We start from the raw sequence: 16,003 nt of genomic DNA, 5'->3' as shown, positions 1-16,003 counted from the left end.
GACATCAATTTCCGAACAGCCTCTTTCCTTTGTTCCTATAAAAGCGACCTCTCTATTGGTAAAAACTCATTTTGACACTTCGTATGCAGCTTTCATTAAGGAGTTGGCTCCCTTTACATCTTGATTATACTCCCAAAACATCACCCCGTTGCCCTTGGTTTTTGCCAATTCTGTCTTTGCTTGTATCGTATTGATACCATTATAATAGAATGTGACATCAGAGGTATTTGTAAATTCATCCGCATGCGGATCAGCTCCACTGCTTATTAAACTAGCAAATGTAGCGGAAGCATTCGCGGCCGATTTCCCATACAAGGGGATACCCAAGACAGCCTTCTCCGCAGGGAGCTGCTTATCATTTAACCAAATATCTAACACTCGATTGGCCATATAATACGAAGAGTGATGGTTCAGATTATTGGGGTCTGTTCCGATTCCATCATAAGCCATGAGGTTCACAAAGTCACAAGCGTCGATAGCTCCTTTCGTAATACCCTCTTTTACAGTGCCGGCAAACAATCCTGCAGTGACCGCCATACTCAGATATTTATGCCACGAATGAAGCTCTGCTGAAAGCTCGTTCATGAAAACTTCAAAGGTAACATCATTCCCATAGTTAGAACGTGGGTATTCCCAATCAATATCCACACCATCCAATTGATACCTTACGGCAAAATCAACAATATTTTTTACAAACACCTTTCTGGTATTTTCATTTGCAGCAATAGTCCGAAAGATATTCTCACTGCCGGACAAAGAAATAGCGGTTTTTACACCCTTGGATCGAGCTAACTTGTTCAAAGCCTCAAAATTGTTTTGATTCGTCAGTGCGGCAAAGTTTCCATTGGCATCTGCATGTGGATTCAGAAACGCAAAATGCAAATGTGTCACATAATCCAACTTTGTGGTATCAAAATTGGCTATAGCATTATTGTGATATGCATACGCTACGCGCTTAAACGATTGATCCGATACATATTCGCCCTCGGGTTTCTTTACCTCCGAGGCGCCGTACCCATCAGGTACCCATATTACCTCTTTCTCACAAGAAGTAAATAGTACAAGGGGCGAAATACATAAAACTAAAAATCTCTTCATAAGTTTTGTTTTTTCATTCAAGTCTGGGAAGGGTTCTGCGTTAGGCAGAACCCATAGCCATTTTCTAACGTTTAATCTGATCAATGGCCAAACCATAAGGCGCATAACCTTTGAATAAAAATTCTGCACTCTCCGAGCCATCCAGTTTATACCGTTTGACGCCCGAATTTGCGGCAGAACTTCCCAAGGTTGGCGGATTTCCGCTACCATTGATATCTGTATTGGCCCTATAACCATAGTAGAGGTAACCTTGGCCATTTTCATCCACATCTATATCCATATTTGTAATATAGATATATTCGCCGTCTGCACCTTGATTGCTATATCCTCCGGCTCCTATCTGCATGCTTGAGCCGTTATCAATCGCAACAATGTTCGAACCATCTATATTTGCTCTGTATACACCTACCGGTCTACCTGCATCAGATCTGTTTGTCGCAAAGTAGATATGCCCGTTCACATGATCGACCGCAAACGTGCGGATAGCATGACTTTGGATAGCTGTGGTAAACTTGTCTTTATACGTCCCATCATAATCGTATCTATAAATACCTTTGCCTGTTGTACCTGCATAGGATACCCATATTTGTTCACCTACCTCTTTGATATCCGAAGGGAAGTATGTGTTAATAGCCTCTCCAGCTATTGTAGCATTGATATTGAACTTTATACCCGGATAGGCAGCCTCAGAAGACGATGCATTCAAGACTCTCACTCCCCAGTTTCTACAGGTCCACCAGATATTACCGTATTTGTCTACTGTATGCATCCAAGGATCATCACGATAATCTAATGATGTCGCCACAGGTCTGGTTATGATATTTTCACCTGTTCCATCCAAATTATAAGATTTCAGTACCCCATCAGCAACAGCGGCATCCCCACTGGAGAACCTTGTACCAAAGCCTGTCTCGGACAGGTACAACTTATTCCCTTTCACAGATAGTCCTAACGCATTGTAGCCTGTGGTCGCTCCAATCCATTCGACTTGCGATGCAGTCATTGTTGTCAACTTATACCGATAAATGCGTCGTGTAAAGGCATCTGTAAAGTATATCGTCTTTGCCAATTCTCCTTGAACATTCACTTCGACCTCTGTCGACAGTTCTTCCTCACCATCATTGATCGTCAATTTGACAAGATGGACACCCTCTGTCATAAAAGTGACTTTCGGCGTAGCCTCTGTCGAAGTACCTGCTTCTCCAAAATCCCAAGAATAGGTTACGCTACCTCCCGGAAACTTGAATACCCTGGCTGAAAATGTTACTTCGAGCAGAATACCGATATTTTCCGGAACGACAATCGTTGGCTGTTGTTTTTCAACCGTGATGGTCTTTGAGATCGTTTTTTGCTCACTGCCTTTCCAAGTCGTCAATTTGACATTATACTGTCCCGGCAATTCGTAAAATATAGTATCCGGCGACATCTTTTCTGAGGTAGAAATAGCTAATGTGTCCTGACCGACAATTGTTTTTCCTCCTTCATATTCCCACAAAAACTTGTCTGCGTTCTTTGACCTATTGGTGATGACCACCTTTCCTGGTGCATATATATCATATATAGGAAAGTCAAAATTGGCGATATAATCACCTTGCTGGCCTATACCGGTAATTTCATTTTTCGAGCATGCCACGATAAAAAGACCTGTGACAAACAAACAAAATAATCTTAATCTTTTCATAACCTATATATTATTGTCAAAGGTTCGCGTTGTCGACGTAGTAGCACCTGTCGGAGTAATTGCATCAACATCGATTCGTATACTATAACTTCCTGTTTTCTCCAATTGAGAGATAAGGGGCAACAACATAGCTTTAGACAGATTAGCCTTCAGATTATTAATACCTTCCTGCGTGAGCACATATGTACCTCCAGTTGTAAAATGCGACGAGGGGGCATCTGGAAACAGTGCCAGATAATCATCCCGCGTAATACCATACGCCAATACACTTTTTACGATATCAAACTCCACGGCAGTCAATTTATCGACCAACTCACTATTATTGGGATAATCTCCATCTATTTTCTTGAAGATATACTCTTCACGAATCGCATAACTATTCGAAACAGTCACCCAATGGCTATCCATCTCGGAAGCATCTATCGTACGGAGTACGGATTTGTTTTTGACCGTATCCGTGATGAGCAAAGTGGGGAATGTGATATCATTGACTTCAACTTCTTTTGTATTAATGACTGTCCCATTTTCCAAAGAAAACTTCAGCCCAAATGTTTCAAAAATGGTTTCATAAAATACTACCTTGCTGTATTTATCATCCCGTTGCCAAGTGGAGGCCGTAATGATTAAAGTATCCCCTATAGCAGGTCTTGTATTGTTATACGTTACCCTCAACTGTGCCGCATACTGTCCATTGGTCACGCCCAGTTCTGTAATCGGATCGTTTTTCTCACATGCCACGATAACGAGCAAGGTGACAATACCATATATATATTTTATATACTTTTTCATATGATCTACAATTAAGGGTTTTTCAACGTCGATTTTTCGGCCCACCAAACTTCTTTGAATGCCCAATCTCTAGCTCCTGCACCAAGGCGCGCAATCTCTTTTGGATTATACACATATTCCGTCTGCGGATCGTATATAAACCGTTGGATATACCGTCCTCCCCATTCGGCCAATGCAAATCGAGGATAATACAGGTCCGGATAAGCGTGTGTACCATATCCATAGCGACGCATATCTACCCACGTCTCGGCCTGGAGATACAAAGCCAGCCATTTTTGCATCATGATATCAGATATTTTTAGATTTTCAGCGGATTGGACAACTTTGGCTGATCCCATAAAGTTGGTAATCAATCCCGGCTCGACACCCAATCTTTGGCAATTGTGTTCAATTCCTTGTTGGTAAGCAATCAAAGCCTCTCCATATCGTTCCAGATAGAACAACGCTTCGGCTTTCATAAAGTACAATTCTTCTTTGATCATGTATGGATAAGGGGAGTTATCCGCTGTCCAGTAGCCGTTGTAGAGGTTAGCAAAATCCTGATATGTCGTACCACTTGGCAGATTTGTATTTGAAGAATGCAAGCCTACTGACATTTGAGCTCCCAGATATTTGTTGTTCGCTCCGGGAGTAGTCAATTTGTACAGTCTCGGATCGAAAGTATTCGTAGCTTCGTCCACAGTCAGTGCATTCATCAGTACGTCGGTTGGCAACGTGTTGGCCAAGTCGTTGCGGATATCCGCAAACTGCCATTCCGGATTGGGCCTCGTCTCTCCCCATAGATTTTTCTCCCACAATGAAGAGGATTCTTCGGGATATCTAAACATCGCATCTTCAAAACCAGCCAAAGCGGTATTGACAGAGGCCAACAAATCTGTATATCCATTGGCTGTAAAACTGGCTGTATGCAATTTCAACCGGGCCCTGACAGCCTCCGCAAAAGATATCCATTTATTGTAATCTCCCGCATATATCAAATCCGAGGAAGCGTTCATACTCCGTGCAGTAGGGTTCACATTTCTGAGCTCGTTGATCCCCTCGTCCAGCAGTCTTTCGACTCCTTGATATACCGTCTCTTGCGAGTCATACACAGGATTCATGATATCTGTAAAAGCTTCGGAAAATGGCATATCTCCGAACACATCTGTCGCGGTCAGGAAACTAAAAGCCAGCAATATCTTTCCGACTCCCGTATAGTTATTGTCCCCATCCTGTTCGGCTCTTATCAATATTCCATCTTTGGAGGCTATGTTGGCACTTACATCAAAATAATGCCAACGCCACGCTCCCATACGGGTGATATTATTATAATTCCAGGTATCTGTCTGTGCATTGCTATTCCCTGTTCTGGTCGTCAGGTAATAACTATGGAACGACGCAAACCGAGCCTGCGAATAGAGTGAATAGGCCAAATTGGCCTGAATGGCAGGTAGACGTAGGGGCGAAGGTGCTGTCACCGGCTGGACCGGGTTATAATTCAGGTCCAAGTCATTACATGAAGTAATGGCTATAATCCCTAGTAGTGTACATATAATCTTAACCAATCTTTTCATAATTCCTATAATGAAATATTTAAACCTAATGAAAATGCCCGCGGCAATGGTATGGCTCCATTGTCCACTCCCATCGAACTGGCTCCGGTGCCTCCCGCATTGGGTCCGGCACTATTCACCTCCGGGTCACCGCCCGAATAATTGGTGAAAATCAATGGGTTCTGTGCCGAAAGCTCCAGCCCCAACCGTTTTACACGCACCTTTTGGGCGATGAAATCGGGCAAAGAATACCCTAGCGTAATGTATCGGATACGTGCCCAATTCACTTTTTCCACAAAATTGGTTCCTACTTGATAGTAGTTGTTGGCAAAATAGCTGTAGTCCAATACAACCTGCTTTTCATTTTTGACATACGAACCATCTTCCTGCGCTACGACGCCATTGAACACAAACTCCTTATCGCGCCATTCACCGATATCGTACGCTATACCTGTAGACATCATCCCTTGGCGAGAGGCATTCAGAATATCTCCCCCAAAACGGAAGTCCCACATAAACGATAAGCTAAAAGCCTTATAGTTAAATCTGTTCAGCCATCCCAAATTGAACTCAGGCTCTCTGTTGCCGATCGTTTTTTCCGTATCATCCACGATGGGATAACCATCTGTGCCTACGATAACATACCCTTCCTCTGTCCGCTTATAATCAGTACCGATAATACCTAACACGTGCTCATGCAACCGCGTACCCGCTTTGCCAGCATTGAGCTGCACATTCGTATAGGGGAATACTTCTATATCACCCACAAATTGCAACATTTTGGATGTATTTTTCCAGGCATTCAATGTCGTGCTCCAGAGAAATTTTTCATTTCTAAATGGAATGACATTTACCGAGGCTTCTACACCTTTATTACGTAATGAACCAGAGTTGAAAGTCTTAAAGATATACCCTGCAGGAGGAGGCACCCGTGTGGTCAAAATCATGTCGATACTCTCCCGATTATAATAGGTCAGATCTATATTCAACCGACGTTTGAAAAAACTTAATTCTGTCCCCACCTCAAACTCAGAAGTACGCTCGGGTCTCAAATCTTGGTTTCCACCTGTAGTCGGATCGACTACAAAACCTGCCCCTACTGTTGCAACCTGTCTTAAGTTTGTATTGGTTTTGTAAATAGGTGCGTCTTTCCCAACTTTTGCATAACTCACCCTCAGTTTTCCATACCAAAGATCGTTATCCTCAAACAGCTCGGAAAAGGCCAGACTTCCTGAATAAGAAGGCGAAAAATACTTTCTATGCTGTGGAGATAAAGTTGAAGTCCAGTCGTTACGCCCTGTCATGGCTAAAGTGACGATATCCTTGTATGAGACACTCAAATCACCATATACAGCATAACGCTGACGGCGCGAAAGGCTCTCCCCAAAAGTGAGGCCGGTACGATCGACCACGTTTGGAGAAAAAATATCTGGAATCAACAGGCCCTCTCCTGTATAGTTGATCCCTCTCGCCTCAAAATAGTCACTATTCGCGCCCAATAACAGTGTGAAACCAAGATCTTCATGCAGTTTTTTATTGATCGTTGCATTGAAGGTCGAAGTAATATACTTGGAATTGGAGTTGACCTCTGCCACACGGCCATCGAAAAAATCTCCGGGAGTTCGGGGAGTTATGATCGTTCTATACTTTGACGCCGTAAAATCCTGCCCCAACCTGTACGACAGCCTCAACCACTCCAGAGGATTGTATTCCAAGAATCCATTGACTGTAAATCGATCCACATTATTGTTGCGCGGGTTACGCATTACACCCCACATCGGCGATATCCGGGCGTTCCGTCCATCGTCTTCTGGCTCCAGATATGCATACCAAGGCTCACCATTGGGATATTCATATCGTAAAATATCATATTTCAGAGGAAATCTCAAGATATTGTTGATCCAACCTCCCGCAGAGGCTCCTCCCAAACCTTCCTGTATATTATTCTGAACATAATTGGCCGATGCCGTCATACTCAGCTTCGAACTCAGCTTGGCAGTCCCTTTCATCATGAAGCTAAGCTTGTCTTGAAAAGTGTTCGGAACCATAGAGCCTGCATTGCGATAACCTCCGGACATATAATATTGAAGATTTTCGCTTCCACCATTGATATTCAGATTCACGTCATGCGTCAAGGCTGTTTGGAAAAATCGCTCTACATTATTATATATCGTCTCATCATATCGGAACTTTCGACCCCAGGACGAACCAGACGACTCATCGTAAGTACCACCTGTGCCTGTGGTGTATATAGCCTGTTGACGAGGTAGCCGCCCCATTGTCTCCATAAAGCTCTTATACGATCCATTTACCTGGATGACACCCTGCTTTCCTTTCTTCGTGGTAATGATAATGGCTCCCGAGGCAGCGTCAATACCATAAAGTGCAGCCGCTGCTGCTCCTTTTAATATGGATATATCCTCTATATCTTCGGGGTTGATATCCGCCACACGATTGACCGTAAAATTAGAAGAGGAGTTATTGACACGAATACCATCCACTATCATCAGCGGTTGGTTGTCACCCGACAAGGTCGTGGATCCACGAAGAATAATTTCCGTGGGCAATCCAGGCGAACCGCCTGCCGAAGATATCTGTGCACCTGCCACTTGACCTTGAAGTGCATTGATGATATTTCCTTGGTTCGCAGCTCTCAGATCATCTCCCGACACCGTCTGAACAGAATAGGTCAGATTCTTTCTGTTCCTCTCTATGCCCAAGGCCGTCACGACAACCTCGTCCAAGCTCTGTCCATCGGACTCCAAAACGACGTTTATAACGCTTTCGTCTCCCACAGTTCTCGTCGTCGACACCATTCCAACAAACGAAAACACCAGAACCTGACCTTTCGACGCCCGAATTTCGTACTGACCATTTGCCCCTGAAGAAGTTCCAGCACCTGTACCCTCTATCCGAATGGAAGCGCCCGCTATGGACGACCCATCCTCGGCAGAAGATACCCTACCTTTCACAGTGACCTCCTGAGCCAAGGCCACATGAAAAGTAAACAACGAGGCAAAAAGCAATTGCAAAGCTTTTTTCATACGTTAACTTTTTGAAATTAAAAATGTACTATCATAATTCAGCTTATCATGCAGTTTTTAGACTGTTTTATACAAACCACTCACAAAACCACAATGCTAAGGTAGACAATCGTTTTGAAAAACGCAAAAAAATGCAAAAAAAATATTTATTTACTCAAAATCCGCATAAAGCAGATATTTTTTACGCATCCCTTTATAGGCCGCCAAGTCTTGTTCCCAAGACGCACGAATCTCATCCTCGGTCTTTCGGGCCAGAATCTGCTTACGCAATTCGTCCGTTCCGGCCAGCTTATCGAAAAATTCCGGACGCGTAAAAAACTTCGATTTATCAGGCATCTTATCGTAAAAATCCAAAATATATTTTAATGTAAACTTTTGATTATCAGAATTTAATTTTCTTAAATCCAATCCATAATTGACCGAACCTTTCCCTTCAACATGTTTTGCCATCCCACTTTTTTCCCCGGGAGTAAATTCAAAATCACCAAAGACCGGGCTTGGATATCCAATCACCTGAAACGGCCAATCCGTCCCTCGACCAACTGAAAAATCCGTCGCCTCAAACAAGCATAAAGACGAATAAAGACGCACAGATAAGTGGTTAGGTAGACTCGGAGAGGGTACTATAGGAAGCTCATAGCGCTTAGAATGATCCCAGTTTTCCACCGGTATAACCGTCAGTTTACACTGCCGACTATGCTCCAGCCAACCTTCGCCATTGATCATTTGAGCCAATTCTCCTACTGTCAGCCCATGTACCATTGCAATCTTATGAAAAGACACATTGGACTTGAATTTATCATCCTTTCGCACCGGCCCGTCCACCTGATCACCGCAGGGATTAGGTCTGTCCAGTACGATCAATTCCTTATAGTGTTTGGCACAAAGCTCCATGACACGATGAAGCGAAGTGATATACGTATAAAACCGAGCCCCCACATCCTGTAGATCAAAGATCATGACATCAATGGATTGCACGATCGAATCCTGCTTTTCGTTTCCTCCATAAAGGGTAAACAGCGGCAGTCCTGTTTTTATGTCTACCTCATTACTCACTTTCTCCCCGCGTTCGATCTCGCCCCGAAAACCATGTTCCGGAGCAAAGGCAAATTGGATATCCACCTTTTCTCGAAGCAAAACATCGACCAAATGCTCCTTATCAGTTCCTACGATCGATGTTTGATTACCCATCAAGCCTACTTTCTTACCTTCCAATAGCGGCAGGTATGCCGTAAGCCGATCTGCACCGGGCACAATAGGACCGTCATTGTCCGTAGGGGTGCCCCGTTCCTGCGCAACCTTTTTTTCTCTACTGGAAGAAGACTGACAAGCATACGAAAAAGAAATAAGCGTAAACGTAAGCAGGAAAACACAACCTTTTTCCCAACCTGATTTGAAGAAAGTCTGTATCATAATAGATGGTTTTTCAGTATAAAGATACGCTAAAAAACGCATATATATGCAAACAAAAGATAAAATTTTGCGTTTTTATTTAAACACAAAGCACAAAAACGCAAAATATAACCAAACATTCTTTAATTTCATCCAAGTAGAGACGTAAGATCTTACGTCTCTATAAAATATTAAACATGTATTATTATATTATCAACGTATAGGTTTGGCAATATACACACTTTCATTACCCAGCCTGTCCACAGCCTGCACAGCTACAGCATTCAGAGATTTGCCATACTTGACCTTGGGCAATTCAAACGAAGTAATGGGTGCATCCAGAATTTCTATCTCCCATTCCTGACCATAACGTACATAAAAAATCCAATGCACGACCTGTTCGGGTTGCTTATGTAGCCACTTGGCAAATACACTTTGTTTTTGGTCCGTCAGTAAAAGTGTGGGTTGAAGAAGAGGATTGGCTTTTAGCCAAGGTGATTTTGGCACCAAAGCTTTTTGCGCATAAGGCCCTTCTTTGAGCCTTCTTAGCAATTCCGGGCTCTTTGTCAGCCCTGCTATACTCCAATGTACCGCACCAACAGACTGGGGCAGTATTTCTCTGGTCACCCGTACCTGATTGACAATTTCCGTTGGCCGATCATTTGTCCTTACCGCCACTGTATTCAATCCTGGCCACAAATGTCGATTATGTGTATTTTCAGACTGCCACCACTTCAACAGCGCCGTAAAACTTTGTCGAGGAGGATCTATAGCCCAGTACAATTGCGGTGTAAAGTAATCTACCCACCCCTCATTCAGCCAAAGCCTGGCATCTGCATACAATTCGTCGTATTGGGAAGAACCTGTAATACCTGCTGGATAACCCGGTTTCCAGATACCAAAAGGGCTTAGTCCGAATTTAACATAGTTTTTCTCCGTCTTTATCTCTTTATAGATCCGCTGAATAAATTTATTCACGTTATCCCGACGCCAGTCAGCCCGCGAAAGCATCCCCCCATTTCTCCTATAAGCATTCCACGTTTTGTCATCCGGAAAGTCTGCCCCCCCGTTATACGAAGCGTAAGGATAAAAATAATCGTCAAAATGTACACCGTCTATATCATACCTTTTTACGATATCGCTGACTACGGCAGATGCATGATCCTGGGTTCTTTGGTCAGCCGGATCAAACCAATACATTCCGTTTTTCAATCGCACGACATGATCGGCAGCCCTTCGAACCATGGACTGTGCCGTCACAGCTCCTCCATTGGTATGGTGTGCGCGGTAAGGATTGAGCCATACATGCAGCTCCAGACCTCTCTTATGTGCCTCCTCTACCCAAAACTCCAACGGATCGTAATAGGGCTCCGGCCGCCGGCCAATCTCTCCCGTCAAAAAATAAGACCAAGGTTCATAGACGCTGTTGTACAGCGCATCGGCCGAAGGCCGCACTTGAAATATGACCGCGTTGAAATTATTGTTCTTCAAAAGATCCAGAAGATAGACTGCCTCCAGTTTTTGCTGTTCGACAGACAGGTTATTTTTTGAAGGCCAGTTGATATTCGCCACCGTAGCTATCCAAGCTGCACGGAATTCACGAGGGACAGCCGGAAGCTGCACCTCGATGGTCTCCTCTACAGGCTCCGGTGTAGCTACTACCGGTGGAACAATCTCTTGTACGATGGGAGGTTGTACTTTCTTGACCGTATCCAAATATTTATTAGGCACTGACCTATTCACTTCTGTCTTTTCTACTGTCTTCACTTTTTTCGAACGACAGGAAATACCCAATAGCAATATTCCACAAAAAACCAGTAACACACTGAAAAATCTCCTATTCATAGGCCACAAATCTACGTTTTAAATAGTTATCTGCAATATAAAATTCTCTGGCCAGTATACTGACGCACATGGCAGACGCAAGCAGACGCTTGAGCCAATATTTACGAAGTTTTGTTCAAATATTGACATTCCCCTCCAACCAACGTATCTTAGCAAAGGCTTAGCCAAAATCAACATTTAACACATAATTTTATCATAAAATACCATGTCAAAGAAAGAAATCTTCAATACCGAGAAAGCACCAGCCGCCATCGGCCCTTACAATCAAGCTATCAAGGCAGGACAAACGCTCTATATATCCGGTCAAATCCCGTTGATCCCTGAAACCATGCAACTGATCAGCGCCGGAGTGGAAGATGAAACGCATCAGGTACTGCAGAACGTGGAAGCGATCTTACAACATGCCGGATACGGATTTGAAGACGTCGTCAAAACTTCCATCTTTTTGAGCAGCATGGACTATTTCAGCACAGTCAACGAAGTATATGCACAATATTTCAAGACCAACCAACCTGCACGTGAGTGTGTCGCTGTCAAAACACTCCCAAAAAATGTAAATGTCGAGATTTCGGTCATCGCCTGGAAAGCAGGAGAATAGCAACAAACATGGAGCGGTTTAATACTTAAGCCGCTCACGACTGAAGTCGCCTCTTCGTATCTGATTGATCAGCTCGCCCCAAGCAAAAGGATTCAGCAACGGGTTATTCATGCGTTGATTGATATACCGATTACTTTGGATCGTATGACGCTGCAAGGAATGATAACTCTGTATCTCATCCGCATTGCGTGGCACAATCTGTGCCAATGCCGCCATCGCCTCGGGACTGATGTTGCGCCGGGCCATCGCCACCGGGTCGTCACCCAGCTTCATCGCCATGAAGTCCGCCAGGTAGTCTTCGTAGCTGGCCCAAGGGTAGGGTGTGACAGCAGGTAGCTCGATCACCAGGCTGCGCATCTGTATGTGAGCAGTAAATTTATCGCCTGTAACCTCCGGAATCACATAGGTCAATGGATCAAAACCTACACTAGTAAACAATATAGTATCTCCCGAATGAGCTACAAAGGAAAAATAACCGTCATTATTCGAAATAAATGTCTGGTCCCTAAAAGATGTATTCTTGATGGTCGCGAAAGCAACAGGTAAATCGGGATTATTGGTAGAAGTAATCAGTCCGCTGAATTGCAGAATATTCTTTTCCTGCCCATGTGACCGGCACACACTAAGACACAGGAAAATAAAAAACAGATATGTTTGATAACGTACCACTTTAACAAAACTAAACAAATATTTGCGTATGGGCTGTTAAAATGTGTTAATCACTTTTGAAACAATATCATGACAATTGGCCGGGCGTGATGGCATTAGGGTCGTCCATATCCGTAAGATTCAAAGCCTCTACGGATACTATTTCGGGAACAGCCTTCTTTATGGCCTGCTCTAAGCCGGCCTTAAAAGTCATGATACTCATTGCACAATTAGCACAGGTGCCCAACAGCCTCAGCTTCACAACATTATCGTTCGTGATTTCCTCAATACTCACATTGCCACCATCCGTTTCGAGATAAGGCCTAATGCTATCCAAGGCTTGTTCTACTCTCTCGTAAATAGTCATTTTCAATCCAATTACTTTAAACTAGGTAAAGGTAATCAATTTTATTTGCAATCGTGACACAATAATGTCGCTTTTCAAGTCAAACCCATCTTAATTTTTGAGGAAAACGATACCGTCATACCAACCTCACAAAACAGCCTATATGTTTAAATGTGGAAAATTAAAGCATACCTTTGTCAGAAATTTGCGCTAATTTTCATACATTGTTATTGAAAAAGGCGAAGAAGCGCCTTTATGGCTCTCGACAAATAGTTTAGATATGGAAGAAGAATTCGAATTCGGTTCGCCGGAAGAGCAAAAACAATCTGTAGATCGTTACGAAGAAATGATCCGTAACGATGATCAGTATTTTTTTGACGCTGCGGCATTTGAAAGTATCATCGACTACTACGCGCTCAAGAACGATCCGGTCAAAGCCCTGCAGGTCATCGGTTTTGCGATCAACCAACACCCTTTTGAAACTATTTTCCTGGTCAAGCAAGCGCAGATCTACGCTTCGATACAAAATTTTGACGAGGCACTAGCAGCTTTAGAAAAGGCCGAGCTTCTGGAGCCTTCCGAAGGAGATATCTATCTGATCCGCGGCACGATTTATTCCTCTATGGGCTGGTTTGACGATGCAGAGGAAAATCTGAAAAAAGCGCTACATTCCGCAGACAACAAGGAAGATGTGTATTACCAATTGGGCAATATGTTCCAGGTCAAAGGAGATTTCGAAAAAGCTGTACATTATCTGAAAAAAAGTTTACAAATCAATCAGGAAAATCAGGATGCCCTCTACGAATTGGCCTTTTGCTACGATATCATCGGGCGGCAGGAGGAGAGCATCTCTTTCTACAAGCACTTTATCGACAACGACCCCTATTCGTACGTCGCCTGGTACAACCTAGGTAATGCTTACCATAAATTGGGGAGATACGAAGAAGCTATCGATGCGTATGATTATGCTATATTGATAAAAGAAAATTTTGCATCGGCCTATTTCAACAAGGGAAATGCATTGGTCAATTTGGATAGGTATTCGGAGGCTATCGATATATACAAACAAACCTTTGAGTACGAACCACCCAGTGCCGACACCTACTGTGCTATAGGCGAATGTTATGAAAAGCTCGAGTTGATGGACACCGCCCGCGATTATTACAAAAAGGCCGTCAAACTGGACAACACGTTGGCAGATGCTTGGTTTGGCATAGGTGTGACGCTGGACTTTGAAGAAAGGTATTTCGAATCACTCCACTTTTATAAGAAAGCGTTGGAATTTGATGATGAAAACCCGGATTATTGGTTCGCCATCGCCGACGCCCGGTACAAATTGGGCCAATTTGAAGAAGCTGAAAAAGCCTATATGAAAGTTGTAGAGCTCAATCCCACAGATATAGAAGCCTGGCTGGATTTCTCTTCCATTTATTTTGAGAAAAAGAATCATTTGCAGGCCATTGAGACTATGGCCGAAGCTATAAAATGCAATCCTGAGATACCCGAACTCTACTATCGACTGGTTGCTTACCTGTTTGCCGATGGCCAATACAACGATGCATTGAATACATTGGATCTGGCCTTGGCCATAGATCCCGACAAACACGATATCCTGTTCGAATACCTACCCCAACTACAAGGCAATCAGGTTATTGTAGACATTATCAACAAATACAAGGACAATACATGAGGAAATTAGGGTTATTGGGATATCCTTTGAGCCATTCATTTTCGAAGAAATATTACCTGGACAAGTTCCACAAAGAACATATCCTTGGCATCGACTACGATCTGTACTCCATTGAAGACATTCATGATTTTCCACAACTATACGGGCAGGATGATCGGTTTTATGGCTTTAATGTCACCATCCCTCACAAGCAGGCTGTCATGCAGTTTGTGGACGAACTGTCTGAAGAAGCAGCCGCCATACAAGCGGTAAACTGTATCACTATCCAAAGGAAGGGTGGCAAACCTTATCTCAAAGGATACAATACAGATGCTTTTGGGTTTGAGGAGTCCTTAGCTCCTTTACTGCAAGAAAAACACAAAAAAGCCCTTGTCCTGGGCAATGGAGGAGCGGCAAAAGCTATTCTGTACGTATTGAAAAAACGCGGAATACCCTATCTGATCGTAAGCCGCTCAAAACACAACGGCGATCTCACCTACGAAGAACTGGACAGGGACATCATAGGAGACCATCAAATCATCATCAACTGCTCTCCTGTAGGTACATTTCCAAATATAGATGAAGCTCCGCAGATCCCCTATGAGTTTATCGGCGAAGACCATCTGCTCTATGACTTGATTTACAATCCGGAGGAGACCTTGTTTTTGCAAAAAGGTAGGGAAAATGGAGCCACAACCAAAAATGGCTACGAAATGCTGTTGCTACAGGCTGAAAAAAACTGGGAGATCTGGAACAATGTGTAGGGCAAGAAGAGCTTGGACAATGGGGTTGACGGTGCTGACAGCCTTCACTTGGGCGTGTCAAAATGCAGACTACAGCCCCAAGCCCCGGGGATATCACCGTATCATCTTTCCTCAAAAAGCGTATCAATCTGCCGATACCGATGGTTGTCCCTTTGTATTCGATATTCCCGCATACAGTAGACTGGAAGATGATATCTCCCGAAATGCCCGGCCCTGCTGGAAAAATCTTGATTTTCCCGAATTCAATGCCCGTTTGCATCTGAGCTATTTTCGGATCAGCCCTACGGCCTCATTCGATCAGCTTACCGAGGATGCACGCACTTTTGTATTCAAACATACCACTAAAGCCACCGCCATCGACCAGACGCATGTATCGTACCCAGCACAAAAAGTCTATGGCATCGAGTACAGCATCAAAGGCAATACGGCTTCCAATTTTCAGTTTTATCTTTCGGATAGTACGACAAACTATTTGAGAGGTGCACTGTATTTCAATGAAAAGCCAAACCTAGACTCCATACAGCCTGTATTGGAATTCTTAAAAGAAGATATCCGGCATTTGATCCATACCTTTAGATGGAGGTAAGAAAAAAGGCC

General features: G+C 43.5%; 13 protein-coding genes. 4 read left to right on the top strand and 9 right to left on the bottom strand.

Annotated features, from left to right (window positions below):
* Nucleotides 1–66 precede the first annotated feature (66 nt).
* From G5B00_RS03760 to G5B00_RS03730, 7 genes are all read right to left on the bottom strand, one after another.
* Nucleotides 67–1,098 (bottom strand): glycosyl hydrolase family 18 protein, encoded by a 1,032-nt coding sequence (locus G5B00_RS03760; protein ID WP_163871906.1) that lies wholly within the window; start codon nucleotides 1,096–1,098, stop codon nucleotides 67–69.
* 64 nt (nucleotides 1,099–1,162) lie between these two features.
* Nucleotides 1,163–2,779: a PKD domain-containing protein gene (locus G5B00_RS03755; protein ID WP_163871905.1), complete on the bottom strand. Its 1,617-nt coding sequence runs from the start codon at nucleotides 2,777–2,779 to the stop codon at nucleotides 1,163–1,165.
* Between the two features lie 3 nt (nucleotides 2,780–2,782).
* Entirely contained in the window at nucleotides 2,783–3,568 is a 786-nt protein-coding gene (locus G5B00_RS03750) for a hypothetical protein (RefSeq protein WP_163871904.1), read from the bottom strand.
* A gap of 11 nt (nucleotides 3,569–3,579) precedes the next feature.
* Nucleotides 3,580–5,121 carry a SusD/RagB family nutrient-binding outer membrane lipoprotein gene (locus G5B00_RS03745; RefSeq protein ID WP_163871903.1) on the bottom strand — a complete coding sequence of 514 codons (1,542 nt, stop codon included), beginning with the start codon at nucleotides 5,119–5,121 and terminating at the stop codon, nucleotides 3,580–3,582.
* A 5-nt stretch (nucleotides 5,122–5,126) separates the two neighbouring features.
* Nucleotides 5,127–8,144, bottom strand: coding sequence for a SusC/RagA family TonB-linked outer membrane protein (locus G5B00_RS03740; protein ID WP_163871902.1), 3,018 nt, complete (start codon nucleotides 8,142–8,144; stop codon nucleotides 5,127–5,129).
* A 150-nt stretch (nucleotides 8,145–8,294) separates the two neighbouring features.
* Nucleotides 8,295–9,557 carry an exo-beta-N-acetylmuramidase NamZ domain-containing protein gene (locus G5B00_RS03735; protein WP_163871901.1) on the bottom strand — a complete coding sequence of 421 codons (1,263 nt, stop codon included), beginning with the start codon at nucleotides 9,555–9,557 and terminating at the stop codon, nucleotides 8,295–8,297.
* Between the two features lie 192 nt (nucleotides 9,558–9,749).
* On the bottom strand, nucleotides 9,750–11,303 hold the full coding sequence (locus G5B00_RS03730) for a glycoside hydrolase family 10 protein (protein ID WP_317168826.1): 1,554 nt from the start codon (nucleotides 11,301–11,303) through the stop codon (nucleotides 9,750–9,752).
* Between the two features lie 283 nt (nucleotides 11,304–11,586).
* Between G5B00_RS03730 and G5B00_RS03725 the strand changes: the two genes are divergently transcribed.
* On the top strand, nucleotides 11,587–11,979 hold the full coding sequence (locus tag G5B00_RS03725) for a RidA family protein (protein ID WP_163871899.1): 393 nt from the start codon (nucleotides 11,587–11,589) through the stop codon (nucleotides 11,977–11,979).
* A gap of 18 nt (nucleotides 11,980–11,997) precedes the next feature.
* On the opposite strand, the gene G5B00_RS03720 is transcribed toward G5B00_RS03725, so the two are convergent.
* Together G5B00_RS03720 and G5B00_RS03715 are read right to left on the bottom strand one after the other, a co-directional pair.
* Nucleotides 11,998–12,600 (bottom strand): carboxypeptidase-like regulatory domain-containing protein, encoded by a 603-nt coding sequence (locus G5B00_RS03720; protein ID WP_163871898.1) that lies wholly within the window; start codon nucleotides 12,598–12,600, stop codon nucleotides 11,998–12,000.
* Between the two features lie 115 nt (nucleotides 12,601–12,715).
* Nucleotides 12,716–12,994 (bottom strand): NifU family protein, encoded by a 279-nt coding sequence (locus tag G5B00_RS03715; RefSeq protein ID WP_163871897.1) that lies wholly within the window; start codon nucleotides 12,992–12,994, stop codon nucleotides 12,716–12,718.
* A 259-nt stretch (nucleotides 12,995–13,253) separates the two neighbouring features.
* Here G5B00_RS03715 and G5B00_RS03710 point away from each other — a divergent pair, with 259 nt between their 5' ends.
* The 3 genes from G5B00_RS03710 to G5B00_RS03700 are packed head-to-tail and all read left to right on the top strand — an operon-like array spanning nucleotide 13,254 to nucleotide 15,992.
* Nucleotides 13,254–14,663, top strand: coding sequence for a tetratricopeptide repeat protein (locus G5B00_RS03710; RefSeq protein ID WP_163871896.1), 1,410 nt, complete (start codon nucleotides 13,254–13,256; stop codon nucleotides 14,661–14,663).
* On the top strand, nucleotides 14,660–15,406 hold the full coding sequence (locus G5B00_RS03705; RefSeq protein WP_163871895.1) for a shikimate dehydrogenase family protein: 747 nt from the start codon (nucleotides 14,660–14,662) through the stop codon (nucleotides 15,404–15,406). Before G5B00_RS03710 ends, G5B00_RS03705 begins: the two co-directional genes overlap by 4 nt.
* A complete protein-coding gene (locus tag G5B00_RS03700) occupies nucleotides 15,399–15,992 on the top strand; it encodes a gliding motility lipoprotein GldD (protein WP_240894369.1) in 594 nt (197 codons plus the stop codon). Before G5B00_RS03705 ends, G5B00_RS03700 begins: the two co-directional genes overlap by 8 nt.
* Nucleotides 15,993–16,003 lie beyond the last annotated feature (11 nt).

The sequence above is a fragment of the Parapedobacter sp. SGR-10 genome (genome assembly GCF_011030405.1).
Lineage (GTDB): Bacteria > Bacteroidota > Bacteroidia > Sphingobacteriales > Sphingobacteriaceae > Sphingobacterium.
The sequence above is the reverse complement of the archived record's forward strand: the minus strand, read 5'-3'. Positions and strand labels throughout refer to the sequence as shown.

Coding starts and splice junctions, on each gene's coding strand:
- G5B00_RS03760 (WP_163871906.1), bottom strand. CDS start 1,098: ATGAAGAGATTTTTAGTTTTATGTATTTCGCCCCTTGTACTATTTACT.
- G5B00_RS03755 (WP_163871905.1), bottom strand. CDS start 2,779: ATGAAAAGATTAAGATTATTTTGTTTGTTTGTCACAGGTCTTTTTATC.
- G5B00_RS03750 (WP_163871904.1), bottom strand. CDS start 3,568: ATGAAAAAGTATATAAAATATATATATGGTATTGTCACCTTGCTCGTT.
- G5B00_RS03745 (WP_163871903.1), bottom strand. CDS start 5,121: ATGAAAAGATTGGTTAAGATTATATGTACACTACTAGGGATTATAGCC.
- G5B00_RS03740 (WP_163871902.1), bottom strand. CDS start 8,144: ATGAAAAAAGCTTTGCAATTGCTTTTTGCCTCGTTGTTTACTTTTCAT.
- G5B00_RS03735 (WP_163871901.1), bottom strand. CDS start 9,557: ATGATACAGACTTTCTTCAAATCAGGTTGGGAAAAAGGTTGTGTTTTC.
- G5B00_RS03725 (WP_163871899.1), top strand. CDS start 11,587: ATGTCAAAGAAAGAAATCTTCAATACCGAGAAAGCACCAGCCGCCATC.
- G5B00_RS03715 (WP_163871897.1), bottom strand. CDS start 12,994: ATGACTATTTACGAGAGAGTAGAACAAGCCTTGGATAGCATTAGGCCT.
- G5B00_RS03710 (WP_163871896.1), top strand. CDS start 13,254: ATGGAAGAAGAATTCGAATTCGGTTCGCCGGAAGAGCAAAAACAATCT.
- G5B00_RS03705 (WP_163871895.1), top strand. CDS start 14,660: ATGAGGAAATTAGGGTTATTGGGATATCCTTTGAGCCATTCATTTTCG.
- G5B00_RS03700 (WP_240894369.1), top strand. CDS start 15,399: ATGTGTAGGGCAAGAAGAGCTTGGACAATGGGGTTGACGGTGCTGACA.